The organism is Streptomyces sp. NPDC008163 (genome assembly GCF_042956885.1).
In the GTDB taxonomy this organism is placed as follows: domain Bacteria; phylum Actinomycetota; class Actinomycetes; order Streptomycetales; family Streptomycetaceae; genus Streptomyces; species Streptomyces drozdowiczii_A.
This window is the reverse complement of record NZ_JBIBHG010000003.1, coordinates 153,449-178,883: the sequence shown is the minus strand read 5'-3', so window position 1 is coordinate 178,883 and position 25,435 is coordinate 153,449. Positions and strand designations below refer to the sequence as shown.

The window sequence follows — 25,435 nt, the reverse complement described above, 5'->3', positions numbered from 1 at the left end:
TCCCTCCCTTCCCTCTTCCAAGGAGATCCAGGTGTCGAGCTCCACCCCCATCAACCGCAGAGCACTCTTCCGGCTCGGCGCCGGCGTCGGCCTCGGACTCGCCGCCGCCCCGCTGCTCACCGCCTGCGGCGACGGCGGCACGACCGCGAAGGCCGAGGCGAAGAGCGCGTCCCTGCTCCCGCACAGCGCCGTCCGCAACATCGGGCTCAAGCCCGACCTGGAGGGCACCGCGGCCGGTGTCCCGCAGGGCTTCTTCAGCTACCCGGCCAAGCCGCTGCGGGCCACGAAGACCACCCCGCTCAAGGGGGCGAAGCCCATCGGCGCGGCCATGGAGACCTTCTCCCCGCCGCCGCCCTCGCGCGGCAAGAACGCCGCCTGGCAGGAGATCGAGAAGCTGCTCGGCGGCCAGGTGAACATCACCGCCGTCCCCGCCGACGACTACGGCACCAAGTTCTCCACGATGGTCGCGAGCGACAGCCTCCCCGACCTCTTCATGTACCCGGAGAGCGGCGGTGTCGACAACAAGGCCGCCTTCCTCCAGGCCAAGTGCGCCGACCTCACCCCGCACCTCGCCGGGGACGCGATCAAGGACTACCCCAACCTCGCCGCCATCCCGAAGGGCGCCTGGCAGGGCGCGATCTTCGGCGGCAAGCTCTACGGCATCCCCATCGCCCGCACCGGCACCGCCGGCGCCGGGGTCTACCGCCACGACCTCTTCGAGGAGGTCGGCGTCACCAGCCTGGACCAGATCACCGACCTGGACCGGTTCGTCGAGGTCTGCAAGGAGCTGACCCGCCCCAAGGAGGACCGGTACGCCATCATCGCGGGCGTCACCACCATGCTCGCCATGTCCGCCGGGGCGCCCAACTTCTGGCGTCTGGACGAGAAGACGGGCAAGTTCACCCTCGACCTGGAGACCCCGGAGTACCGCACGGCCGTCGAGACGGCCCGGGCGCTGTACAAGGCCGGCTGCTACTACCCGGGCACCCTCCAGATGTCCGGGGCGCAGAAGGCCCAGTACACGGACATGTTCAAGAACGGCAAGGGCGCGTACGTGTACGACGGCATGCCCACCTACCTCGCGCCGGGCGTCGGCTACATCGCCGCGATGAAGGCGATCAACAAGAAGTTCGACCCGCGCCCCTTCGTGCCGGTCGGCAAGGACGCCGTCGCCTGGATGGACAACGTCGCCCTCCAGAACACCCACATCAGCAAGGCGTCCGGGGACCGGGTCAAGGAGATCCTGCGGTTCGCCGACTTCGCGGCCTCGCCGTTCGGCAGCCTCGAATACACCCTCATCAACTACGGCGTCGAGGGCAAGGACTTCACCCGCGACGACAAGGGCAACCCGGCCCTCACCAAGCAGGGCACCCAGGACGTCACCGTGCCCTGGAAGTTCGCCGCCTCCGCGGTGCCCGCGATCTTCAGCGCCGACTCCGAGCAGGGCGTGCGCCACGTCCACGAGACGTTCACCAGGATGATCCCGATGATGGTGCCGGACCCGACGCTCCAGTACTCCTCGCCCACCTGGGACTCCAAGAGCGCGGGCAGCCTCGGCACCTTCAAGGGCGACGTGCTCAAGGACATCATCTCCGGCCGCAAGCCCATGTCCGCCTACGACCAGCTGGTCAAGGACTACCTGGCCAAGGGCGGCGAGCAGGCCCGCGGCGAGTTCGAGGAAGCCTTCCAGAAGGGGAAGAAGTGACCACCCGACGCTCGGTCCTCGCACTCGGCGGCGCGGCGGTGGCGGCAGCCGTCACCGTCCCCGCCCTGTCCACCTCCGCCGCCGCCGGGCTGCACGGCTTCCACCCGGAGCCCGGCTCCGACGGCGTCGGCGACCCGCTCTTCCCGACCCTCGGCAACGGCGGCTACCAGGTCACCCACTACGACCTGACCTTCGACTTCACCCCGGTCACCTACGACTTCACCGCCATGGTGAGGATCAGCGCCGAGGCCACCCAGGACCTGTCCGCCTTCAACCTGGACGCCGACGGCCACACCATCGACGCCGTCACCGTCGCCGGACGCCCGGCCACCTGGCAACTCGCCGCGGGCCGGAGCGGCCAGGAGCTGACCGTCACCCCGGCCCGCCCGATCCGCGACCACCAGGCGTTCACCGTCGAGATCCGCTACCGGGGCAACGGCAAGGCACCCCGGCTCGGCCTGACCGGCTGGCGGTTCGGCAGCGACGGCGGATTCGCCTCGGCCGCCCAGTCCTCCCGCGCCGACACCTTCCTGCCGTGCAACGACACCCCCTCGGACAAGGCGACCTGGACGTTCCACATCAGCGCCCCCGAGGGCTTCGTCGCCACCGCGAACGGCGAGCTGACGCACCGTACACCGCGCGCCGACGGCTCCACCGTCTGGCACTTCGCCCTCCGCGAGCGCATGGCCACCGAGCTCATCGGCATCGCCGTGGTCAAGGGCACCTACCTGTACGGCAGCAGCCACCGCGGCCTGCCCCTGCGCCACATCGTGCCCCGGGGCCAGGAGGACACGTACGCCCCGGTCGTCGCCCGCACCGCCGACCATCTCGCCTGGCTGGAGGCGAAGTTCGGCCGCTACCCGTTCTCCGTCTACGGGGTGCACATCTACGACGGCTACACCGACGCGCTGGAGAACCAGACGCTGTCCCTCTTCGGCACCAACTGGTTCAAGCCCAACGCCCAGGGGCAGCCCGGCTACGAGACCACCATGGTCCACGAACTCGTCCACCAGTGGTTCGGCGACTCCGTCACCCCGCACGACTGGCAGCAGGCCTGGCTCAACGAGGGCCCCGCCGTCTACTACGCCGGTCTGTACGGCGAGGAGCGCGGCTGGTCCGTCCTCGCGGACAAGATGAAGGCCACGTACGAGAAGCTCGACGCCGTCCGCGCGGCCGACGGCCCGCCCGGGCTCCCCAAGGCACTCGGCGGGACCAACATCTACGACGGCGGCGCCCTCGTCCTCTACGCCCTGAACCGGCGCATCGGCCGGCGCTCCTTCGACACGGTGATGCGTGAGTGGGTGCGGCGCTTCAAGGACTCCACGTACACCTCCGAGCAATTCATCCGGCACACCGTCGACACCACTCGTGACCGCTCACTCGACCCGTTCCTGCGCGACTGGCTCTTCGGGGCCGTCAACCCGCCCATGCCCGGCCACCCCGACTGGAAGGCCACCGCGTGAACCGCCCCCTGAACGTCGTACGAGCCACCGCCGCATCCGCCACCGCCGCCCTCCTGACCGCTCTGCTCGCCGCCCCGGCCGGAGCCGCGCCCGCGGCCCGCACCCTGTACGCGGCCCCGGACGGCCGGGGCTCCGCCTGCACCGCCGCCCGCCCCTGCACCCCGGAGGGCGCCCGCGACCTGGCCCGCACCGAGCACCACCGCGCCGTACGCGTACTCCTCAAGGACGGCACGTACCGGCTCGACGCACCCCTGAAGCTCGGCGCCGCCGACTCCGGCACCACCTGGGCCGCCGCCCCCGGCGCCCACCCCGTGCTCTCCGGCGGCCGGGACCTCACCGGCTGGCGTAGGAACGCCGACGGCACCTGGACCGCCCCCGTCCCCGCCGGTGTCACCCCGCGCCAGCTCTTCGTGGACGGCCACCGCGCCACCCGCGCCCGCGGCGAGGCGTGCCCCGCCGCCACCTGCGACGCCACCGCCACCGGCATGACCGGCGCCACCGCGACCGGCATCGACCACTGGGCGCACCCCACGGACGCCGAGGCCGTCATCCGTATCCGCTGGCGCAACTACCACTGCAGGATCGCGGGCGTCAGCGGCGACACCCTCACCTTCGCCCGGCCCTGCTGGACCAACTCCGCGAGCGGCACCGACCGCACCGGCCCCGCCTGGGACACCACCGCCGTCGACTCCACCCGCTACAGCGGTGTCGCCTTCTTCGAGAACGCCGCCGAACTCCTGGACGAGCCCGGCGAGTTCGCGTGGAACTCGGCCGCCCGCACCGTCACCTACCTCCCGCGCGAGGGCGAGAACATGCGCCACGCGCGGGCTGTCACCCCGCACACCGAACAGCTGCTCACCGTGGACGGCGCCCAGGACCTCACGGTCAGCGGCATCGGCTTCGCGTACGCGGCCTACCGGCAGCCCGGCACCGACGAGGGCTACGCGGGGACGCAGGCCGGTCTCACCCTGACCGGAGCCACCGGTCCCGTCGACCACGCGGGCCGGTACTACACCAAACCGGCCGCCGCCCTCACCGTGCGCGGCGGCCGGCGGGTCACCGTCGACAGCGCCGACTTCACCCACCTCGGCGGCGCCGGAGCGGTCCTGGAGGCCGGTTCCAAGGACAGCGCGCTCACCCGGTCCACCTTCACCGACCTCTCCTCGGGCGCGGTCTACGTGGGTGACACCGAGCCCCTGCCGGAGCCCGCGCTCGCCGGGGAACGCAACACCGTGGCGTACAACACGATCAGCCGCACCGGCGTCGAGTACACCGACGCGGTCGGCATCTGGGCCGGTTACGAGGCCGGGCTCACCGTCGACCACAACAGCCTGGACCACCTGCCGTACTCGGCGATCTCCGTCGGCTGGGGCTGGAACCAGCCCGAGGCGCAGAAGTCCGTGCTCCGCGACAACAAGGTGACGAACAACCGCATCACCGACGTCATGGAGGTCGCCCGGCAGCAGCACGACGGCGGCGCCATCTACACCCAGGGCGCCCAGCCCGGCACCGTCGTCAGCGGCAACTACATCAACCGCTCCGCGTACGGCAACACCGAGCGCGACGGCAACGGCATCTACCTGGACGAGCAGTCCTCGTACATCACCGTCGAGAACAACGTCATCACCCGCATCGGCTACAAGTGGGTCTCCAACTGGGCGGACTACGGCATCCGGAACACCGCGCGCGGCAACTGGACCGACACCGCCGCCCCCGCCCTCGGCGGCACCGGCTCCGTCATGACCGGCAACCACACCGGCCTGGACCGCCTCCCGGCCGCCGCCCTGACCGTCGCCTCCCGCGCCGGCGCCCACGGCGGCCCGGTCGAGCGGCTGCGGACCGACCTCGCCCGCACCGGCACGGCCACCCAGTCCTCGACGGACGGCACCGCGACCGCCGCGCTCGCCCTGGACGCCGACACCAACACCGACACCCGCACCCTCGCGGAGAACGGTGCCTGGTGGCAGGCGAACCTCGGAGCCACCCGGCACATCCGCCAGGTCGAGGTCTGGAACGACGCCGCCACGACGACGGCCGGCTTCGACATCGTCACCGACGACACCACGGTCCACGTCAGCGGCAAGGCCCTGCGCCCCACCGTCGTCGACCTGGACAGCCGCACCCGCACGGTCCGCATCGTGAAGTCCGGCACGGGCCGGATCGCCCTCTCCCAGGTGCTGATCCACTGAGAGTGCCCGGCCGGACGCGGAACGCGACGCCCGCGAAAGCGTTCGTGACCACCCAATGAAGTGCGGTATTGTTCTCATGCGCGTTCAGCCAGGGGGAAACCCCAGGTCAGACGGGCATCGGGACGTGGCGCAGCTTGGTAGCGCACTTGACTGGGGGTCAAGGGGTCGCAGGTTCAAATCCTGTCGTCCCGACTGGTGACAGTCGCAGGTCAGGGCCGGTTTCGGAGAGATCCGAGACCGGCCCTTGATCATTTTTGGGGACCAGTTGGGGACCAACTTGAGGTCCGGCGTCCTTGACCGGGTCAGCGGGTCATGACAATGGGGCTCGGCAGTGAGCGTGGTGCGCGCAGCGCGCTGAAGTGGGCCGAGAGTGCCGCCCCGGCCGCTGTGATCTTGTGGACGTCCGGGTGCAGGTAGCGCTGGGTGGTGGTCAGTGAACCGTGGCCGGCAATTCTGCGGAGGACGTGTACCGGGACCCCGGCGTCGGCGAACCAGGTCAGCGCGGTGTGCCGGAGGTCGTGGCGGCGCAGATGCTCGTAGCCGAGCTTGGTGACCACGTCGTCCCAGTGTGTGGCGTCGCGCAGGACGGCGGTGGAAATGCGCCCCCCGCGCGGGCCGGTGAACAGGCGGGCGTCCGGATTGGGGCCGGCGGACATGATGCGCTGGGCGACGAGGGGGCGGATCTCTTCGACGATGGGGACCTTGCGGGCCCGCTTGCCTTTGGTGCCCTTGTCGGTCAGCCCGCCGGGGGCGGGTGTGGTCTGACGGCGCACGGTCCAGATCCACTGCGTGGTGTCGATGTCTGCGACTCGGCAGCCTGAGATCTCCCCGATCCGTGCGGCGGTGCACGCCGCGAAGATGACCACGTCTCCCCAGCCGCGGTACTCGTCGTGGGAGGCTGCCACGAGTGCGTCGGCCAGTGCGACGAGTGTTTCCCAGTCGGGTAGGGCTAGCGCGCGTGGGTCGAGGAGTTCGTCCTCGGCTTGCTTGTAGAGCTTCTGCCAGCCGGTCACCCGGGCCGGATTCACCTTGATGATGCCGTCCCGCACTGCCTGCTCCATGACACGGACCAGGACGGCGATGGTGTTCTTCACCGTTGAGCGGCTGTGCTCGTCGGCGATCCAGTTCTGCACGGTGCGGTCGACAGCGCCGTTGGTGATCATGCGGACCGCGAGGTGGCCCAGAGCGGGCACGACGCGCATCCGCCAGCCGGCGAGATAGGGGTCGAGAGTCTTCAACTCCAGCCCGCGCAACGCGAGATCCATGTTCGCGTCGCCGTACTCGGCGAGCTTCATGGTGGCGAGCGACGGGGACAGCCCTGCCTCAGCCGCTTCGATGATGGACTGGAGCCACTCCTGCGCTTCGTCCTCGTCCGGCTTTCCTTCCGACAGGGACAAGCGCCGCTTCGTGGCCGGATCGAACCAGCGCACTCGTGCGCGGTAGGGGTTGGGGCGGTCGGGCCGATACTCGATGTCGGTGCTGAGCCGGACCCCGACCGGCACTGCGGCCTTCTCAGCCATCAAGCTTCTCGACGCGGGTCGGTCCGGCGGCTGTGCAGCCATTCTTCGACGTCGACGGCGCTGTACATGATGACGCGTGCCGAAACGGCGACGAACGGCGGGCCCTGGGGCGGCCGAGCGGTACGCCAGCGGCGCAGGGTTGAGGAATCTACACGCAGGCGCGCGGCGAGGTCGCTCGCCGAATACCAGGCGTTGGACAGGAGAAAAGACCGGCTGTCATCTTGGACGATAGGGGAACCGTCCGACCTTTCCATGTGCGGCTTACGATCTGAGCTGGATATTATCGGTTCGGTGGACAAGTGTTAGGAATCTCCGGGTGGTATGGAACGCCAAAGCGATTCGATGAAATCCGTAGGCGGCAGACGTCGCTGCTCGCAGCTTGATCGATTCGCCGTGGCGCTCGGAACAAGCGGTGGACAACAATCGTCCGCGCAGGCGCCGGTTTGGCTAACCGGCGATGTGCGGCTATGTTCCACTCGTTTGCGACGGGATATCCGGAGGGTAGCTACCGTTTGCGATGAGACTGCTCGTATGCATCACCGTCGCGTACGCGCGGCTGGGGTACCAGGCGTTATGCCGTTCCAATGGTTTCCGATGACGCGTCATGTGGAGTGTGTCGCCATCCTGGAGCCGGTTAAGTAAGGGCTCTGACCTGGGGTTTTGTGGGTGTGCGGTATGCGCAGTGTGGGCGTTACGGGCGATATCTTGACGCTGAGATGACGCTCGCGACGCTCATCCTGATGGGGCGTCAGGCACACGTTGGGCAGGTCAGGGGGCGTCAAGGCTGCGAGTGACGAGGCAACGCCGAGGGCTGATGACGCTCAAAGCGAAGTCGCCGGGTTCTGCAGATCAGATGTCCCGGAAGAGACCAGCGAGTGCGGTGACCTGCCGCGATGAGCGGTTGGCGGTCGCTGACCTGCGCGAATGACCTTTCGGGTATTTCACGTTCGTGCCGCTTGATGGGGCCGGAAGTCCCAGAAAAGTCCCAGGGGACTCCCACAACTGACGGATGTCTTTCGGCTCTGTACAGGTGCTTGGAAGGAAGCGTCCAGTTTCCGTCCCGTAGCTGTTCGCGCCGCAGTGGAATCCGGAGCGCTGGGAACGACGTCCTGGTGTTCGCCATCTGAGTGCGGGAGCCGACCCGGACGCCCATCGGTCGGACGGCCAGGCAGCCGCAGTGGTGCTCCGGACGGAATCCGGAGTGCTGGACCGGCGGGGGTGAGCCCCTCGAAGTCGATTACCACCCCGCAGTGGTGCTCCGGACGGAATCCGGAGTGTTGGGCGCGCCACGGACGCGAGCACCAGAGGGGCCATGCACACCCCGCAGTGGTGCTCCGGACGGAATCCGGAGTGCTGGACCGATTCGGGGAGCCGAACCCTGGCAGCGCCATGCCGCAGTGGTGCTCCGGACGGAATCCGGAGTGCTGGCCCCTGCTGTACCCCCGGTTACCCGTCAACGACCGGCCTCTGTGGTGCTCCGGACGGAATCCGGAGTGCTGGCACGGCATCGTAGTCGCCGGTCGCGACGCGGGCGATGCCGCAGTGGTGCTCCGGGGGAAACCCGGAGTGTCGGCGCGATCGCCTGTACGAGCGACATCTCTGTCTTGCCGCCGCAGTGGTGCTCGGGAGGAAACCCGGAGTGTTGGCGCATCCGGGGCAATGCCTTCGGTCGGCCTGGGCCGCCGCAGTGGTGCTCCGGACGCGATCCGGAGTGTTGGGACTACGCCGACAACCAGGTCGAGCGGGCCGTGCGGCCGCAGTGGTGCTCCGGACGCGATCCGGAGTGTTGGGCCCGCGTAGCCTGCGACGTTTCCGGAGGGTGACCTGGTTGACCGGTGTTCACGCTGGCGCGATGCGGGCATTCGGGTCATTTTCCTTCGGTGTGATGGGGTGCTTCGGGGCGTGCTTGTGGTTCCGAGGTCTGTGGGTGCCCCGTTGACCGGGGGAGAGCGGTCCGTCGCCTTGTGGCAGGCGGGTGCGGTGTGCGGTGTAGAGCGCGGTGATGCCCAAGTTTTCGAGGATTGCCGAGTTGGTGGGGGAATGGATGGCTGGGTGTTCGAGGAGGGCGGTCAGGGCGGTGGTAGTGAGGGGTGGGTGCCAGATGGGCCATACGAAAGCGTTGCTGATGGTGTTCCAGCTAGTGGCGTGGGGTCGGTTGGCGTTGCCGATCAGACGGAAGGCGACGAAGCCGTGGAGGGCGAGCCAGGTTGCTCCGGGGACGCCTTGTTGGGTGGGTTTGCCGTGGCTGACCATGTGGGCGTCGCCGAGGGAGCTGTGGTCGAGGTTGGCGCCGGCGTAGCCGTCGACTCGCTTCCAGTTGGTGAGGGCTGCGTGGAGGTGGTCGGGGTTGTTGATGCAGTGTTGGGCGGCGGTGGCCCAGCTGCTCGGGAGGGTCATGCGGCCGGTCCGCCCGAAGAGCGGGGTTGTACGGGTGTAGAGGGCCTGGGAGCTGTCTTTTGTTGTCCTCTTCGGTGCGGTGGTGTCTTCGGTTTTGCCGGGGCTGGCGCTGAGCGTGTTGATCAGCGAGGTGAACCAGTGGGCGCGGTTGTCGTTGTGGTCGAGTTCTGCCTGGGCGTGGGTTCGGAGGTGAGCGAGGGCTTCGGGGAGGGGCATGCGGAGGGGGTCGTTGGGTGCGCCCGGGCCAGATGTACGGGGCTGGTCGAGGATGCCGGGGGCGATGGCCAGGGCGTCCTTCTCGGGCTGGGTGGGCAGTTGGGTTGCCAGGAGGTCGGCGAGGCTGTCGTGGGTGAGGGGGTGGTGGGTGTGGAGGATGGCTGGTGCGTCCGGGCCGGCCCAGGAGAGTTGTGGGGCTTGATCGAGTACGTGGTGTGTGAGGTGGAGGGTGCCGAGGGCGGCGAGGAACCCGAGGGGGTTGCTGCCGTAGAGGGCGGGGAGTTCGAGGGAATGGCGGGTCATGGTCAGGTTCCTTCCTCGGAGCAGGCCATGTCGGCGAGACGGAGGGTGGCTTCGAGCAGGGCCAGTCCCCAGGGCCCGTAGCGGCGGTTGAGTGTGTGGAACCGGTCGGGGCCGGTCCAGTCGGTGCCCATGTCGGCGCTGTCGACGATGACTTGCTGTTGGTCGGGCATGGTGCACGTCACCTTCTCCGGGGCGGGGTCGGTCACGGGGGGAAGGAGCGGGCGGGCGTGGCCGTGGTGTGCGGCGACGAGGTGGACCACGAGGTCGTCGTCGTCACCCCGGGGGTGGTCGGGGCGGGTGTCCAGCCAGGCGGTGGCGGCGAGCGCGCTGATCGCTTCGTGTCGCATGTCTGGATGCCACTGGGCGAGTTGGGCTGCGCGGCGGCGCGCGTGGTGATCGGCGGGGTCCATACCGGATTTCGCGCGGGGTTCGTCCAGGGTTTCGGCCAGGAGTCGGTCTCCGGCGCAGAGCATGCATTGGAACCGGCGGTGTGATTTTCCGCAGTCATGGGCGTGCGCTGCGGCCCGGAGGGCGTCGATGAGCGGGGGAGGCAGGCGCAGGGCTGTGGCGAAGGCGCCGGCGCGTTCGGCGACGGCGATGCTGTGTTGTGACAGCGAAACGGGGCGGGTCAGCGAGCTTGCGTCGCAGCCGTTGTCGGCGATGCCTGGGGTCCGTTCGCGCTGTCCGCGTGGCGGCCGTGGAGGGATGAGGACGAGGCGGCAGGGGTCTTCTGGGTCGAGGACAGCATGCCCTTGTTTCTCGGTGCGGCCGGTGGGTGCCGTGGTCCACCGCTCGACAGTGCGCAGGCGGTGCAGACGGTTCTGGGCCAGGTCGGCATGCGGCCCACCTAGGTTGGAAACCGGGGCGGCGAGGAGGACGTCCAGGAGTTCGTTGACGATGCCGGTGGTCTCATCCGGGTCCTCGGCGCGCAGCCGTTGGGCTGCGTGGGCCGTCGCTGTCGTGAGGCGGACGGTGACCGAGTCTTCGCCGGTGGCCAGGGGAGCGAGGACGTGGGCGTCGATGCGGGTGGGCGCTGTGTCCGTGGTGGGGTAGTCGCCGAGGTCGGTGACCGGTTGGTCGCGAGTGCCGGTCCAGCCGTAGGCGTCATGCCCTCCGTAGCGTGCGGGCAGGACCACGGTGCTACCGGGCCGGATGTCGCGGGGCTCGGTGGCTGGCACCCACTGGTTCTCGCGGTCGTCGTAACGCAGCACCGGCGACATAGCGGGTGCTGGTTGCCTCTTGGCCGTGGGAGCCGTGTCGAGGGTGGGCGTCGTGCCTTCGAGGTCGCTGGTGTCGTCGGCGGCAGGGGCGCAGGTGAGGAAGCGGCGCAGTTGCCGGGCGGGGATCGCGACTGCTTCGCCGGCGTGGGGCGGGGTCTGGCTCATGCGGGTGGCCCATTGGGCGAAGTCGGGCTGTCCGTCGGTCTCGTGAAGGTCGGCGCGCCAGAGCACGAGGACGTCTTCGGGTGAGGTGTCCAGGCCGTGAAGGAACGGGGCTGGCGCCTGGTCGGGGACTGGGGCGGGGCTGGTGCGCGTCCAGGAGTCGACGAGGGTGCGGTGGACTACAGGGATGAGGGGCGCCTCCACGTTGAGGGCGCTGGTGTTCACGTCCGCGAGCAGCGCGGGCAGGGTCACAGGATTGACGAGCAGGCCCTCGGCAAGAACTCCGGCCAGTGAAGGAGCCTTGAGTCCGGGCATCATGACGGTGGGCGCCTTCTCCGTCAGATGCGCCCAGGTGCGTTCGGCGGACTCACCGTAGACGGGGATGGTGCTCTGCTTGGTCTGTGTGCTGGTGCGCAGGACGATGGCGGGTGCGAGGTTCAGGTCGCCGGTGCGGTCCAGACGGCCGAGGCGCTGGATGAGTGCCGCGAGGGAGGCGTTCTCGGTGACCAGGCCGGCGAAGGAGATGTCGATGCCGACCTCGACGGTCTGGGTGGCGATGACGATCAGTGGTCGTTCGCGGTCGGGTTGCACGCCGGAGAGGAGTTCGGTGACCAGCGGGTGCGCCAGGAGACGCTCGCGGTCGAGGGGTCGTGTGCGGCCGGTCAACAGGACGGTGTCGGCGTCCTCGCGCTGGGCCAGCAGGTGATGGGTGGCGCGGGCGGCGCGGATGGTGTTGGCGATCACGCCGATCACCGGTCGCTCGATCACCGGAAGCAGGGCTTCGACCGCCAGCGCGGCAGCCTGCGCGAAGGCTGCCGCGGTGTCCTTCACGTTCGGCGAGGCATCCAGGAGCGTGAGGCGGCGCTGCGCGTTCAAGCGCCGGCTGGCCATGGGGTGGGCACGGTCGGCGTCGGTGATCGAGTGCCGGGGCCGGCCCGCGGCGGCCGAAGCGGTCGCGGAGAGGCTGACGACCTGGACGGCACGGCCGGCGAAGTCCGGGTGGGAGGCAGTGGCCTGGTAAGCGGCGCAGTCGGTGGCCGTGCGCAGCAGCGGCAGCGCGATGTGCGCCTCGTCCACGGCGAGGAGGGCGTCCATGCCGCACAGAGCGGCGTCGATGGGGCGCATGCGCGGGCTGGTGTGATATCCGCGGAACAGCAGGCGACTTCCGTACTGATCGACGGTGCAGGAGATGACTGCAGGCTGAGTCGGGGAGCTCAGCCAGCGGGAGCTCCAGTCGGCGCCGCCCCGCATACGTACGCTCTCCACCGCGGTTGCGCTTGCGCCAAGCTCACGCAGCGCCCGGGCGACACGGCCGGCCACCGTGGTGGCGCCGCTGTCGTGCAGCGCCCGTTGAAGGGCGCTGGCGCTTTCGTGTGCCTGGTCGACGACCAGGCGTCGGTCCACGGCGAAGAACAGCCGCACAGGCACGGTCCGCCGGGCCCCGCTGGAGTGCTGCCAGGCCAGGAGGAAGCACCAGATGTCGATGGTGCTGGTCTTGCCGAGGCCGGTGGGGATGTCGAGGTCGGCCCAGATGCCGCTCTCCGCGACCCGGTTCAGGTATGCGGTCTGCCAGGGAAAGGGCCGGTGTCCTCGGACTACCTGGACGAAGTCGGAGAACTCCTCCAGATGCAGGGCGCCTTCAAGGGGAATGGTCATGCCGTTCCTTCTCGCGCGGGGACCGGAATGCACAGGCCAAGGCCGTAGCTCTTTTTGCTGCCCAGGATGATCGGCCCGGTGACCGGCTCGGCGAACCGCAGGCGGACGTGGCGGCTCAGGAGAGGCCGCTCGCCGGCCTTGCGGCGCAGCGCATACGGGGGGAGTTCCGGCGCGCCGGGTACGTATGCGCCTCGGTGCAGGACCTCGACCGATCGCGGCTCGGGGAATCCGGCCAGGACGCAGCTGGTCGCCACTGATGTCTCGATCCCGTTCGGGGTTCTTCTGGGGAAGTGGTCCAGGACCATCGGCAGCGCCGTCGTCCACTGGGTGGACGGGGTGGTCCATCGCTCCGCGCGCACTGCTTGCAGCGTGCTCTGCACGGTGTCGCCCGCCCCGGCGTATGACAGAGGAACGGGGCGGGACAGCGTCGGCACGGACAGCTTGCGCAGCCCGCCACCGAGACGGAGGAGAACCGCCAGCAGCGCCTTGCGGTGCGCCGGATCGAGATCTCGGGGCAACGCGATGCCCACCCCGCGCAGCCGGCCGTCCGCGTGGCGATGTCCGACGAACGGCAGCGCAACGAAGGCGCAGACGTGCCGCTGGTCCCCGGCAGGTTTGTGCCCGTGCACCGCGATCATCTGGTCCACGTCGTGCCCTGCCGCAGAGAGCATGCCGCTGACCTTCGAACGCAACGAGGAGGTCACTTTGAGCGTGAGGGACGGGTCGAGCGAAAGCCCAGAGGGGAACGCGAAGGGGAGCAGATCGACATACGGGCCCTCCACCACCATGTCCTTCGGCCCCGCAGACTCGATGCCCACGAGCTGATAGGCGTGGGGCCGGGCCTGCTGGAACGCTCGCTGACCCTCGGCATGTGCGCTGCGAAGACGTGTGAGGAAGCCCGGGTAGGGAGCACGGAGAAACTCCACGTTCCTGCCCTCACGGGAAGCGGGAGACCACTCACGCCACCCTTCGCCCACGGGCGTCACCTCCGCATCGCCGACCACGGCCGCGGTGAGAAGCGCGTGCCCGCTGGCCCGGCCGAAGTAGCCGATGCGGGACAGCAGGAGCTCAAGCACCGCCTGGATGCCCGGGGACGGGCACTGCGGCCAGATGAAGCTCACCATCGGCTCCGCGAGATTGCGCTGGGGCCATTGCTTCGGCTGGCCGCCGGAGATCCGTCCGGGAAGCACCGCGTGCCCAGGCTTCTTCCGCTCCACCGCATTGGTCGGCACCCATGCCCGCCGAGTCTCGGCGGCTTCCACCGACCGAGCCGGGACCCGGACCGTGGGAGGGGGCTGCTCCTCCAACCACGTCAGCGCAGCGTTCTGGACCGGGTCATCCTCATCGGCCACCGAGACCAGAGCGCAGAACAGCCGATAGGGGTGTGGCGGCCACTCCGCACCGGAACGATTCAGTGTCGAGGCGTGGTACGAACTGTCCAGCAGATGCACGTCAAGATGGAACGGCACGAGGTCACTCCTCTTCGGCCGCGCCGATTCCGGCGATCTCGTAGGACTTTTCGATCGCTTGCTGCAGACTCGCGTTCGGGCGGACACGGACCGGCTCGACCGGCCACTCCAGCCCGGACTTACGGGCCCGTTCCAGAGCGATCTCGAACAGCGCCAGTGCATCGCGGGACGTCGTGCACTCCATCGGCTCCGTCACCGGCACCCCGTTCCGCCCCCGCTGCACCCATTCCACCTGCTCCGAGACGACGACAAGGTCGCAGCCCGAACGCAGGTGCAGAGCCGATCCACCGAAGGCCAGCCGGTCCCCCAGAAGCGCGATGGACGCGAGCAACGCCCGGCCCGCGGCCGTGAACTCCTCGGTGACGTTCCCGAAGCGCAGCGAGGACAGCTGCGCCAGGGACACCGTCGCCTGCCGGTGCACCGCCTTGACCGAGACCCCGCCGACGCCTTCAGAGGGCGGGATCATGCCGTGGCCCAGCTCCGACATCCTTGCGGACGCGACGCCGCGGGGCGGCTTCGCACCATCGAGCGGAGACCACCCCGTCTCGGTGACCGCGACAGTGTCACCAGCCAGGTTCAGCCGGTCCACGCGCCCGGCCGCCCGCACACCCACGAGCGGGGAAACGCCGTACATCTCCGAGGTGTAGGCGCGGGGGACCTTGACCTGGATCCGGCGCTTACGGTGCGAGTCCCACACGCCATACACCAGGTCCGCCGGCGACTGATCCAGATAGGCACGGAGGTCTGCTGCTCCCGCCCGGCGCAGCGCGGCCCCGACCTCGGTCTTGTCGAACGTTGCCCCCTCTTCGTTCTGGGAGTCGCGGAAGTAGGCGTCGCAGGACCTGTGCGGCGCCTCCAGGCTCGTGATCGATACGGCCGTCCCCCCGGCCTCCGTCGTCAGCTCCAGATGGGGAAGGAACAGGTCTTCACGACGTACCGCGTCCAGGAGCGCCTGTTCGCACCGGTTCGCCTGCGACTGGCGCTGATCGAGGAGCACCACCCTGACCTCATCGCCCTCCACGTAGCGGGGCTCGATCAGGTAGCCGGCCGCGTCGGTGGACTTGACCTTCACCGTCGGCGGGCAGATCCTGCCGCCCGAACCGCTGGTCGGCTCATACGCCGCCCGGACCCGAATAGCGCTGTCCTCCGACAGCGCATTGGCTGCGGCATGCACCCGTTCGTACAGCTCCTCGATCACGATCGACCTCCCAAGATCGGTGAGCACAGAGGACGAAATATTCGCTCAATATCCGCCTAAAGCAGCCCACTTCGGCAATTGAGGATCATCGAAGCATCGAGGAAATGGGCGAGCAAATAGGTTCAATGGTGAGGGATACGACTCTGTCAGTGGTGGCCGATAGGGTCCTTCGCTCGTCGGTGACCGGCCTCCTCCCAGCGCTGGGCGCAGCGCGCCGATGGGCGTTGCGTTTTCGCACGGCCAGGGTTCCAGCGTGGCTGACGCGCAGGTCAACATCGCTCAGCATCCGTGCATCTGACTGGAGGCGCGAACAGCACTCGTTCGAGGGTGCGGCCAAATGGGGGATGGCGTTTCGGGGTACGGCCGACCAGGTTGTTCGACGTCCGGCGCTGACGGCAGGCTTAAGGAAGGCAACGGGTATAGAAGCAGGGGCCTCACGCTATCCGCCAGCAACGACGAGGAATGCCGCGTGCCTTCTCCGTGGTGGCGGGACCTGCGGAGGCTGCCCTCGGCGTAGGGGAGGTGTCGAGCACGGAGACTCAGTGCCCGGCCGGCCGAGACCTGCGTCCAAGTGGTTAGAAGGCACCTGCTCTATCCACTGAGCTACGGGGGCTGACCTGCGGAAACGCAGTCTTCCAGGCGCTCATCCCACGGTCCCGTGGGACGTACGTGGGATCTGGCGACCCCTGGGAACCGTGGGACATGGTTGCCTCTCGGTGACCCGGGCGTAGCTTCTCACATCATCTTCACACCCTCGAAGTCCATCGGGGAAACAATCTGGCATCGGCTCGACGTTGTAGATCTCCTGATCGAGGGGGAGGTGTCGGGCCTGAAGCTGTTCCGTACGGACATGACAAAGAGCGGCATGACGGAGGTCATGCCGCGTCTTGCTGAGGTCGAGGCCGATGTGCAGGGGCTCGTCGAGACGCACATGGAGACGTTGCTGGGCGCTACGTTCCTGGCGAGCGAGTACAGCACCGGGCCGGTGCACGGGGGTCGGATCGACTCGCTCGGGCTGGACGAGAACGGTTCGCCGGTCATCGTCGAGTACAAGCGAGGCGTCGACGCCGGCGTGTTCTCTGAACTACCGAGGGTGTCCCGTGATCAGGTGAGGGGTCGATCGGTCCTGTGGGGAAGGGCCTGAATGGGGCCGGAGAACGGCGGTGATCGGCGCGGGTGTTAGTTTCCTTCCCGTGCCTCATCCTGCCACGCCGGGCCGCCAAGGCCCTACGGTTCGACGCTGGTGGAGGCATCGTCTTCACGAAGCTTGTCCGTCACCCTTGCGCGAGGGAAAATAATTTCCTCGCACGGTCTCTATGGATCGACCGTTGAGGCGGCGTTACTAATCCCCCCACTTGAGGGATTCAGGTATGAGCGGAGCCGTCAAGCGCTTCGCGTGCGAGCCTTAGAAAGTCCTCTTCCCATGCCTGCAACTCTTCCTCTGCCTCCCTGGCCTCCCTCATTACTCCGCCAAGATTGCATTGCAGCTCTTCCAGCGCCACTCTTTCCGTCAGCTCTAGAACTACGGCGTTCATGGCATCCTGAACGGCGTTTCGGGCTGCCTCGATCTCGGGTGAAATCTGAGCGACCTCGAAAGGCTGGCCTCCAGCTGGCGCATGTTCTTCCACGGCACTCCTCAGCAATACAAGTTTTGTTACAAGGTTGCCGTTTGGTCTGTGGGCGTCGCCATCTTGCGCCTCCTGGTCCGCGCGGAGTCTGACCTTCCTTTCGGCTTCGAACATCTCAACCTGATAGTCCAGAGATGCTACCAACTCGCCGGTCCAATAATCGATACGTTCTGACGCTGTGGCCAGCTCTCCCGGTGCCTCCAGTGAAACAATCAGCGATGTATTTCGAACCGCGGTTCTGGCGGACCATAGCTCAACGCGGAGCCTCTCGGTTTCCTCGATCGAGACCGTTTTGTTGACATATGACTCGTTCATTCGCTTGGCGGTCTCTGCTGCTTTTCTTGCTGCGAGGAGATGGGAAACGAATGCTTCTCTTTGAATTCCTCTGCGCCATTGTGTCTGAGTGTGCGATGCCTCGGCGCGTACCGCGTCCAAAGCGGCTCGGTACGTTGCCTCTGCCTGTGCGAGCCCGGCGCGGCCAGCCTCCTCGGCGGCGCGCAGAGCCGCGCGTAGTTGCCACCGTCCAACAACGATCGCCGCGGGCACGCTGACAGCGGCCACGGCGGCAGCGGCGATGGCACCGACTCCCTGAAGATCCATGACTGAATCCTGCCGCAATTCGAGTACGGGGCAAGCCTGTTAGTAGAGATGCATCGCCCATCCAGGCAAATCCTACGGTGAGGGCCGTCAAGCGAGCCACAACGGAGATCGGGGCCTTCCCGGCGGCAAGCTGAACTGGGGACCTGTAGGACGGGCGGCACTTGATCGTGTCTGAAGGGTGTTTGATGCGCGCTCCACGCGCCAGTCCACCTTCGTGGGTTCATCGATCACCACGCGTGGTGGGGATGCCAAGGTCCACGGCCGCATGCTGCCCGTGGCCTCGATCGAGCTGGCGGAGCTTCTCCTCGGTACCAGCCAGGCTGACCTGGAGACCTTCGACCTCGCCGAGCCAGCCTTCCGTCTCGGCTTCGGCGATTCGGGCGATCAAGTTGTCGCGGATCTCGGCAAGCCGTGCCCGTTGGGACGGGGCAGGTCGCAGGAGCGAGCATCTGACACAAGCGTGCTCATGAATGCAGGGCGTCCCGAAGGCGCGTGCGCAGGTGCCGATGGACACCTTCCGCTTTTCGAAGTGCGCGAGGAAGGCATCCCACTCCTCTTCGGTAGGGGTCCGGTACTCCTCGCTGGGGCGGGAGGCCCGACGGCGGGCGATGAACGCCCGGTGGGCCTCGATCGTTTCAACGGGATAAACCGCCATATATCCGATTGTGGTGTCGATGCTCTTGTGCCCGCAGATCACCTGGGCAATGTGCGGGGGCAGGCCGTTCATGATGGCGTCGGTAACGAAGAGCCGGCGGAAGTCGTGCGGTGTGTAGCGCAGTGGGGCGCCGGTGGTGTCGGTCAGGCCCGTGGCGATGAGGGCCTGGTCCAGCATCGTGCGAACGGTCTCGTCGGTGAACGCGCGGTCCTCGCCGGAGATGCGTCGTTGGAACAGCAACGGGGCCGGCGCCTGCCACGCACACTCGCGGCGGTCCCAGGAACGGACCAGGGGAACCGCGCCGGTGCTGTCCCGGGCTCGGCAGATGATCGCGCTCAGGACGTCGGCGAGCTCGGGGCTGACCAGAAGCAGGCGCTCGGTATCCGTCTTGGACGGGACGATCTGCAGGAGGGGGACGAGTTCTCCGGTGGTGGGCAGGCGGTACTGGACCAGGCTGTGGTGGCTGAGTTCGAGTAGTTCCTCGATGCGGATACCGGTGGCCCGCAGGACCTCGACCGCGGCCCAGGTCCAGAAGGCCCGCTCGTCCTCAAGCCCCAGATCGCGGCGTTTGCCGGTCTGTGGGTCCTCGGCCCCGATCCGGCCGGCCGTTCCATGGGGAACCACCGCGCGCACGAGTTGCTGACCGGCAACGATGAACGCCTCGCCAGGGTTGGTGTGCCGGGCGGCTTCCAGTACCGCAGCGGCATCCCTGCGACGCTGGTCAACCGAGCGGACAAGAATCGGCAGCACGGGCAGGCGCTCCCGGGTGCGGGCGTCCATCCGCGCCTTGCGTCGTCGTTGCACTTTGCGGTGTTCCACCTCGTCAGCCCTCACCGGGCTCGGTGCCACCCAGGGGCCCCAGCGACCGAGATCCTCCAGTGCCCACTGGGCGATATCGAGGTAGAAGGCCCGCACTTGGGTGAGCGTGTCACGGTGGTTGAGCCTCTCGACCTTTGCGCTCATGCGCCGACCCTCAGGACCGGTGACGATCTTGTCCTTCGTGCGAATCCTTTGCTTCCACTGGCCGATGACGTCCGGGGCGAGGCGGAGGCTGTCTGCGTCGGGATGGTGGTGCTCGATGTCCTGCCAGAAACACTTGCCGAGGTGGTAGGAGAGGGACCTCAGGCTGTTGTAGTCCAGTGCGGGCTGGCGTTCCCGTAGATAGTCCACCAGCAGGTCACGGATCGGACGGCAGGTCAGTCCGTAGCGGTCGATCAGCTCCTCCGGGGTCCGCTGTCCTTGGTTGCGGACCTCGCGCAGATTCTGCGGGGCGTCCTCTCCGAGGGCTCCGAGCTGGTGCAGCAGGCGGTAGAACACCTCGGTCCCCGCCATTGCCCGCTTGAGCACTACGGCTTGGGTCTCGAGGAGTTCCAGGACGTCGCCGACCGTGATGTCGGCCAGCGTGCCGCCCTTCGCCGCGAGGATGAGGGCGCTGCGGCAGAGCGTCGTGCTGACGGCGCCTGGCCGCACGCCCTGGGCTTGAGCGCCGAGCTTTCGCAGGCGCTCAAATCCGTCTGGGTCTCGGCTGTGTGCCATGGAGCGGACCAGCACCCCTTGGCGGCTGGCTCCGGCGGCCAGCCAGTCCACCGAGGGCCGCAGCAGCTCAGCGCTGATCACCGTAGTCAGGGCCCGGCCCACCACAGGCATGCGCCAGTCTGCCTTCAGGCCGCGCTCGTGCAGCCACTGCTTGATCACCAGCCGCCAGGCGGCGCCGGCCTGCTCGATGCCGCTGGTCTGCCACCGTTCCTGCCAGGTCTGTCCGGGCTGGTCTTCCAGCCAGTCCAGCACTATGACGATGCCGTGCTTGTGGTGCAGTTCGCTGCCGGCGTTCTTCAGTGTGTAGGGCGGACGGGACAGCAATCGGGCCGCCTCGGCGCGCGAGCGCTCAGTGCCCGGCCAGCTGGCAGGAACGGTCCGGGCGGGGAAGCGCTGCTGGGCGGCCAGTGCGCGAGTGCGCCCAGGTGAAACTCCGGGGGCCGGTGCGCGGTCCGTGCGTGCCGACACGGTGGTGGTCACCGAGCACCGGCCCCGAACAGCACATCGAGACTCTCCGGCCGGTAGCCGGCTGCGGGAGGGGGCGCGATGCGGGCGGCTGCCTGCCGCGTCTGGTCGGCATGGTGGGCCAGCAGCCGCCGGATCACCACCTCCTTGCGGGGCGTGAGGTAAAGCTGTGTCGTGTTCAACTGGGCGTGACCGAGGACGAATTGAACATCGGTGAGGGGCAGGCTGGAATCATCGGCCATGCGGTAGGCGGCGGTGTGCCGCAGCGCGTGCAGCGTCGCAGAGGTCCCGGCCTTGATGTTGGCCCGCTCGAACATGCGGTGAACCGCGTGGTAGGTCAACGGTCTCGACGGCGAGCGCAGGGTCCACCAGAGCGGCAGGCGCCGCCCACGTGGGATCGCATCGTCCATCTCCACCTGGTAGAGCCGCAGCCAGACGAACGCGTCGGTTGAGGCAGGGAGTTCCTGAACTTCCCGGGTGCCCTTGCGGACCACCGAGATCAGCTGGCGCCCTGGATCGACGCCAGCTTGCCATGTGCTGAGCAGTTCACTGGCGCGGGCGCCGGTGGAGATGTAGAAGGCGACCAAGGCCCGGTCCCGGTGCGACGGGAGCCGGGCGAAAATCTCGTTGAACTCCTCGTCCGGGACGCTGCGGGGCACCCGTTTGGGCACTCTTGGCCGGTAGAGCCCGGTGCGTTCGTTGCAGGGCGGTTCCATCGGGTTGCGATGGGCGTACGCCCGCTGGCCTCGACGTGATCGGTCCAGCGGGAATGGGTTGAGGAGCGGTCCGGTGCCGATGTCGCGGTGGAAGTCGTAGAAGCTCCGCAGCACCGTCTCGCTGTGCGCTCGTACCGATGGCGCGTACGGCGTCCCGCCCGCGGCCCACCGTCCAGCCTCACTCGGGCGCCGCCAGTGCGGACGCCTCGGCTGGCCGGCGACCTGAAGCCAGCGGGAGAAGTCCCTCGCCTCGAGCCGACTTGCCCGATCCCATGGCACCTCGACAGCCCACAAGAAGCGGAACCAGCGCAGCAGATCCATCCCGTAGGAACGGGCCGTCGCCGCTGAACGACCGGCTCCCTGCAGATCCCGCAGGAAGGCGCCAGCTCCCCCGATCGGTTGTCCGGCTGGGTCGATGAGCCGGTAGGGATCCCACGGATCGTCCATGGCCACCAGCTCACCGATCAGTGGGACGGACAGGGCTGCCAGATCTCTCGATGCCTCCATGGCCGACTCAACGACGCCCCCACCGTGAGGTCACTGACCTGCGGAAACTCCGCCAGTAGTTCAGTCAACAGGTCATCAACCAGGGCCTGTTCTACTTGGCCTGGCTGATGGATCACCGAGCCGAGTTCGAGTACCTGGTCCGCGACCGGCTCGGGGTGACGGCCGTGTCCCAAGTGCGGTGGAGCGGTCCACGCCTCATCTGTCTCGCTGGTGACTTCACGCGGTACGACGTGCACGCCGTGCGTGAGCACCGGCGCTCGATCGACCTGGTCCGCTACCGGTTCTTCGGCAGCGACCTGCTCGGCCTTGAGACCGTGGCCTCTGTCAGCGGCGGCATGCAGGTGTCACGCCGGGCGCGACGTCGGTCTGCTGCCCTGGCGACGGCGGGCGTCCAGGGCGCCGCGATGGTGGAGTTGGCCGCCGCGGTCGACGAGGCCCTGCTCGGGCTCGGGGACGGCGTGAACCGGGTGGAGCGCAAGCAGTACCGGGCGTACCGGCGGCTGCGGAACTTCGCCTGCCTGTGCCCCCCGCAGCGGACCAAGCTGCTGCTCTACCTGAAGATCGACCCGAAGGACGTCGACCTCGTTCCGGACTTCACCCGGGACGTGTCCGGTCTCGGTCACCACGGGACGGGCGACCTGGAGGTCCAGCTCCGTACGCCGAAGGACGTGGAGCGGGCGCAGGGTCTGTTCCGGGCGAGCTACGCGGCGTCGTGAACGGCTGCCGCTGCACGCCAACCTGGGGGCAGTCGTGTCTGGAGTCGTGGGCAGGTCCCTTCGACGCACGGGCAGGGCGTGGCGGTGGACTATCAATGATGCGCGGGTTCGCCGGTTTGGTTAAACGGCGAGCCCGCGCTATGTTGCCCCGCTCTTATCTGCCGATGATCAGCGTGTACGGCTGACGGCGGCGTTGACCGTGACCGCTGGGTACGAAGAAGCGGGGCTCGTCCGGTGCCCGGTGCCGGGAGCCCTGGGGCGGCGGAGTCCGGTTTCGTGGGCAAGGGTCTTGAACAGATCGGCCAGGAGAGAACTCGGTGCGTGCGGGGAAGCGGTGACGGCCCAGGTGGGCCGGTCCAGGTTCGAGCCGGCCCAGATGGTCCAGGTGGCCATGGTCTGGCTCCGCTGTTGGGCGTGGAAAGCGTCGAAGAGGACGCCCGCGTCCCCGGCGGGCGACGTCCAGCGCACCCGGACCCCGTCTACGGTGTGCTTCCAGTCGGCGTCGGAGAGCGGCTGCGTGGCCTTCTTGATCATCTTCTCGTCCACGGGGGCTCCGACTGCGATGTCCCAGCCGCCGCCGTCGGCGAGGTAGTTCAGCAGTTCCTGCAGTACGGGCGCGGGGGTGGAACCGGTCGCGGTCAGGTGCCACATGCGGTCGGACACGGGGGTCTCGTAGGCGGCCATGGTCCATGCGATCTCGCGGACATCCATGTTGTGGATGTGTTCGATGCGCAGCGTCTGGGATTCATGGATGGCGTACGCCGCCTCGTCCGACCAGGTTCGCCGCTTCTCGAACTCGGGGTTCGAGTCGAGGAAGGAGCTGAGGAGCGCCTCGTGGTCGCCGGGATCGGCTAGGTAGACGGGGACGGTCTCCAACGAGGGGCGGGAAGGTTCGGTTCCGGTCGTGGTGCCGTCGAAGAGGGAGCGTGCTTCCGCGGCGGCGCGCTCGGTGTCCGTCAGGGGCGCCGGGCCGGGGCGCATGGTTGATGCGTGGGCCTTTTCGAAGGCCGTCAGTGCCTCTGCCGATGAGTCGAAGGTGTCCGCGACCTGACGGAGGTGGTCCTCACCGTGCAGATAGACGGACTTGCCGCGACGGTGGAGGTAGGTGCCGACCGCGACGGTGGTGTGGGCGTCGCGGGCGTGGGCGTGGATGAGCAGGTGGCCGTGGCGGATGTCGTCGTGGATCTTCTGCGCCTGGTTGGAGACCTCACGAACTTCGCTGCGACTGCACCACGGCATGGGGTAGCTCGCCCAGGTCCATTCCTCGTCGATGGCTTCCTGGAGCCGTGGGGTGATTTCCACGGTGATGCCCTCGGCCAGCAGGTGGTTGGCGGCCTCGTTGGCCCAGTAGGGCTCCTCGTGGTCGACGCGGGCCAGGACCAAGATGTTGGTGGCGGCGACACTCCAGTCGGCGGCTTCCAGAGCTGTGAGGGCGATATGGGCTTGCGTGCCGGTCAGTACGGCCGCCACGGCGGTCGGGTGGGTGGGGTGAGTATCGAAGCGGACGTGCGCGTCGATGGGTGACGTCATGTGGGGTCTGGTCTCTTCCGTCGGTGGCCGGACGGTCGGGTCCGGCCAGCAGCGCCGTTGAGGAGCCGCCGGGTTGCGCGCGTGGAAGCGTCGGGCCGCCGTCCGACGCGCAGGTTCCGCGAAGCGCGGACGGCTGCGCGTGTGCCGTCGGGCAGGTGCGCAGCGTCACGCAGTGGCTGCGTGCTCGCCACCTTCGGCGGAGCGGTCAGGTTGTACGGCGGGGCCGCAGCTCAGCCGCGGAGGGAACGGTCGGGAGCGTGACATTCGCCCGCATTGATGATCTGTGATGGGTAGTTGCTGGAGTCTCGTCCTGGTGCTCGGTTTCCGGGGTGAGGCACTCGACGAGGTCCGCGAGGACCGGGGCGGGGGTGTATGCCGAGGCGTTTACGAGCCAGGTGGCCTGCTGGGGGCTGGGCCCTGCCCAGATGAACCAAGTGGGGTTGAGGTGGGGGTTCTGCGCGGCGAAGGTGTCGAACTGGACGCCACCGTGGGGGCTGGCCCAGCGGATGCTGCGGCCGTCGATGGTGGCCTCCCACCCCGCCTGCGTGAGGGGTGCCATGGCCTTTGCGACGGATTCCGCGTTGAGTGGGCTGCCGAGCGCGAGGTCCTGGGTACCGTCAGCGATGCTGTCGAGGAGCGTTCGGACCACGGGCTCGGGCACGGTGTCGGGGAAGGCCAGGTGCCACAGGCGGTCGGAGACGGGTGTCTCGTACCCCGCCACGGTCCACGAGTTCTGGCCTGGCAGCGGCTCGTGGATGAGTTCGATGCGCAGCACCTGGTTCTCGTGTACCGCGTAGGTGCTCTCGTCACGGCTCCGCCATTTGTGCCACGTGTCGTGCGTATCGAGGAACTCGTCGAGCAGAGCGTTGTGGTCGCCGGGATCGGCCAGGTGGACGGGGACGGTCTCTGCCTTCGGCGGTGTCGTTGTCGTTGTGGCCGGTTCGGGGGTGATCCGGATGCTGCGGGCCGCGGCCACCTCCCGTTCGATGTACGTCGGCGGCGCGGCACCGGGGGACATCCGGTGGGCGTGGGCCTCCTCGAAGGCGTGCATGGCCTGGGCCGGGGAGTCGAAGACGGCGGCTATCTTGCGGAGATGGTCCGCTCCTCGGAGGTGGACGGAACTGCCGTTGCGGTACGTGCCGACAGCTGCCATGGCGTGGCCGTCGTGGGCGTGGGCGTGGATGACGAGCCGCCCGTCAAAGATGTCGTCGTGGATCCTCTGCGCCCGGTCGGAGACGACGCGGATCTCGTCGGGGTCGAGGCCGGGCTCGGGGTAGTGGCCCCATGTCTTTTCCCGGTTCATGGCTCTGCTGAGACGTGGGGCGATCTCGACGGTGGCCCCTTCGGCGGTAAGACGTGTGGCCGCGATCTTGGCCCAGTACGGCTCTTCGCGGTCGATTCGGGCCAGGACGAGGCGGGTCTCGGTGAGGGGGGTCCAGCCGGCGCTCTGTAGGGAGGCGAGCGCGATGTGCGCCTCGGAGCCGTGCAGTTTGGCGGTCACGAAGTGGGGGCGTGTGGGATGGGTGGCGAAGATGACGAAGGCGTCGATGGAGTCAGGCACGAGAGGGCGGCCTCTCTTCTCCC

The 25,435-nt window shown here is 68.3% G+C and carries 14 protein-coding genes, 1 tRNA gene and 2 pseudogenes; 6 read left to right on the top strand and 11 right to left on the bottom strand.

Annotated elements, in window-relative coordinates; genetic code table 11:
• Nucleotides 1-31 precede the first annotated feature (31 nt).
• The 4 genes from ACFZAT_RS08800 to ACFZAT_RS08785 all read left to right on the top strand — a co-directional run bounded on the left by ACFZAT_RS08800 (nucleotide 32) and on the right by ACFZAT_RS08785 (nucleotide 5,549).
• The gene (locus tag ACFZAT_RS08800) at nucleotides 32-1,705 is read left to right on the top strand and encodes an extracellular solute-binding protein (protein WP_391262154.1); all 1,674 of its coding nucleotides are present in this window, start codon (nucleotides 32-34) and stop codon (nucleotides 1,703-1,705) included.
• Nucleotides 1,702-3,168, top strand: a complete 1,467-nt coding sequence (locus ACFZAT_RS08795) for a M1 family aminopeptidase (protein WP_391262152.1) — start codon at nucleotides 1,702-1,704, stop codon at nucleotides 3,166-3,168. The genes ACFZAT_RS08800 and ACFZAT_RS08795 overlap by 4 nt, the downstream gene beginning before the upstream one ends.
• Nucleotides 3,165-5,357: a right-handed parallel beta-helix repeat-containing protein gene (locus ACFZAT_RS08790; RefSeq protein WP_391262150.1), complete on the top strand. Its 2,193-nt coding sequence runs from the start codon at nucleotides 3,165-3,167 to the stop codon at nucleotides 5,355-5,357. Before ACFZAT_RS08795 ends, ACFZAT_RS08790 begins: the two co-directional genes overlap by 4 nt.
• A gap of 118 nt (nucleotides 5,358-5,475) precedes the next feature.
• Nucleotides 5,476-5,549: transfer RNA gene (locus tag ACFZAT_RS08785), tRNA-Pro, on the top strand.
• 110 nt (nucleotides 5,550-5,659) lie between these two features.
• Here ACFZAT_RS08785 and ACFZAT_RS08780 read toward each other — a convergent pair.
• The 6 genes from ACFZAT_RS08780 to cas7u form a co-directional block, all read right to left on the bottom strand.
• The gene (locus tag ACFZAT_RS08780) at nucleotides 5,660-6,877 is read right to left on the bottom strand and encodes a tyrosine-type recombinase/integrase (protein ID WP_391262148.1); all 1,218 of its coding nucleotides are present in this window, start codon (nucleotides 6,875-6,877) and stop codon (nucleotides 5,660-5,662) included.
• Nucleotides 6,877-7,131: a helix-turn-helix domain-containing protein gene (locus ACFZAT_RS08775; protein WP_391262751.1), complete on the bottom strand. Its 255-nt coding sequence runs from the start codon at nucleotides 7,129-7,131 to the stop codon at nucleotides 6,877-6,879. The genes ACFZAT_RS08780 and ACFZAT_RS08775 overlap by 1 nt, the downstream gene beginning before the upstream one ends.
• 1,585 nt (nucleotides 7,132-8,716) lie before the next feature.
• Nucleotides 8,717-9,793, bottom strand: coding sequence for a hypothetical protein (locus tag ACFZAT_RS08770; RefSeq protein WP_391262146.1), 1,077 nt, complete (start codon nucleotides 9,791-9,793; stop codon nucleotides 8,717-8,719).
• A gap of 2 nt (nucleotides 9,794-9,795) precedes the next feature.
• Entirely contained in the window at nucleotides 9,796-12,831 is a 3,036-nt protein-coding gene (gene cas3u, locus ACFZAT_RS08765; RefSeq protein ID WP_391262144.1) for a type I-U CRISPR-associated helicase/endonuclease Cas3, read from the bottom strand.
• The gene (gene csb2 / locus ACFZAT_RS08760; protein WP_391262142.1) at nucleotides 12,828-14,300 is read right to left on the bottom strand and encodes a type I-U CRISPR-associated protein Csb2; all 1,473 of its coding nucleotides are present in this window, start codon (nucleotides 14,298-14,300) and stop codon (nucleotides 12,828-12,830) included. Before csb2 ends, cas3u begins: the two co-directional genes overlap by 4 nt.
• Nucleotides 14,301-14,304: 4 nt before the next feature.
• Nucleotides 14,305-15,498 (bottom strand): type I-U CRISPR-associated RAMP protein Csb1/Cas7u, encoded by a 1,194-nt coding sequence (cas7u, locus tag ACFZAT_RS08755; protein ID WP_391262139.1) that lies wholly within the window; start codon nucleotides 15,496-15,498, stop codon nucleotides 14,305-14,307.
• Nucleotides 15,499-16,303: 805 nt separating this feature from the next.
• Here cas7u and ACFZAT_RS08750 point away from each other — a divergent pair.
• A pseudogene (locus tag ACFZAT_RS08750) lies at nucleotides 16,304-16,582 on the top strand (transporter); the annotation flags it as partial.
• Between the two features lie 280 nt (nucleotides 16,583-16,862).
• On the opposite strand, the gene ACFZAT_RS08745 reads toward ACFZAT_RS08750, so the two are convergent.
• From ACFZAT_RS08745 to ACFZAT_RS08735, 3 genes are all read right to left on the bottom strand, one after another.
• Nucleotides 16,863-17,726: a hypothetical protein gene (locus ACFZAT_RS08745; RefSeq protein WP_391262137.1), complete on the bottom strand. Its 864-nt coding sequence runs from the start codon at nucleotides 17,724-17,726 to the stop codon at nucleotides 16,863-16,865.
• 220 nt (nucleotides 17,727-17,946) lie between these two features.
• Nucleotides 17,947-20,397 (bottom strand): tyrosine-type recombinase/integrase, encoded by a 2,451-nt coding sequence (locus ACFZAT_RS08740; RefSeq protein WP_391262136.1) that lies wholly within the window; start codon nucleotides 20,395-20,397, stop codon nucleotides 17,947-17,949.
• Nucleotides 20,394-21,605 carry a tyrosine-type recombinase/integrase gene (locus ACFZAT_RS08735; RefSeq protein ID WP_391262134.1) on the bottom strand — a complete coding sequence of 404 codons (1,212 nt, stop codon included), beginning with the start codon at nucleotides 21,603-21,605 and terminating at the stop codon, nucleotides 20,394-20,396. The genes ACFZAT_RS08740 and ACFZAT_RS08735 overlap by 4 nt, the downstream gene beginning before the upstream one ends.
• A gap of 71 nt (nucleotides 21,606-21,676) precedes the next feature.
• Here ACFZAT_RS08735 and ACFZAT_RS08730 point away from each other — a divergent pair.
• Nucleotides 21,677-22,321, top strand: a pseudogene (locus tag ACFZAT_RS08730) (DUF5655 domain-containing protein); the annotation flags it as partial.
• Nucleotides 22,322-22,489: 168 nt separating this feature from the next.
• On the opposite strand, the gene ACFZAT_RS08725 reads toward ACFZAT_RS08730, so the two are convergent.
• Nucleotides 22,490-23,851 (bottom strand): DUF317 domain-containing protein, encoded by a 1,362-nt coding sequence (locus tag ACFZAT_RS08725; RefSeq protein WP_391262132.1) that lies wholly within the window; start codon nucleotides 23,849-23,851, stop codon nucleotides 22,490-22,492.
• Between the two features lie 205 nt (nucleotides 23,852-24,056).
• On the bottom strand, nucleotides 24,057-25,412 hold the full coding sequence (locus ACFZAT_RS08720; protein ID WP_391262130.1) for a DUF317 domain-containing protein: 1,356 nt from the start codon (nucleotides 25,410-25,412) through the stop codon (nucleotides 24,057-24,059).
• Nucleotides 25,413-25,435: the final 23 nt, after the last annotated feature.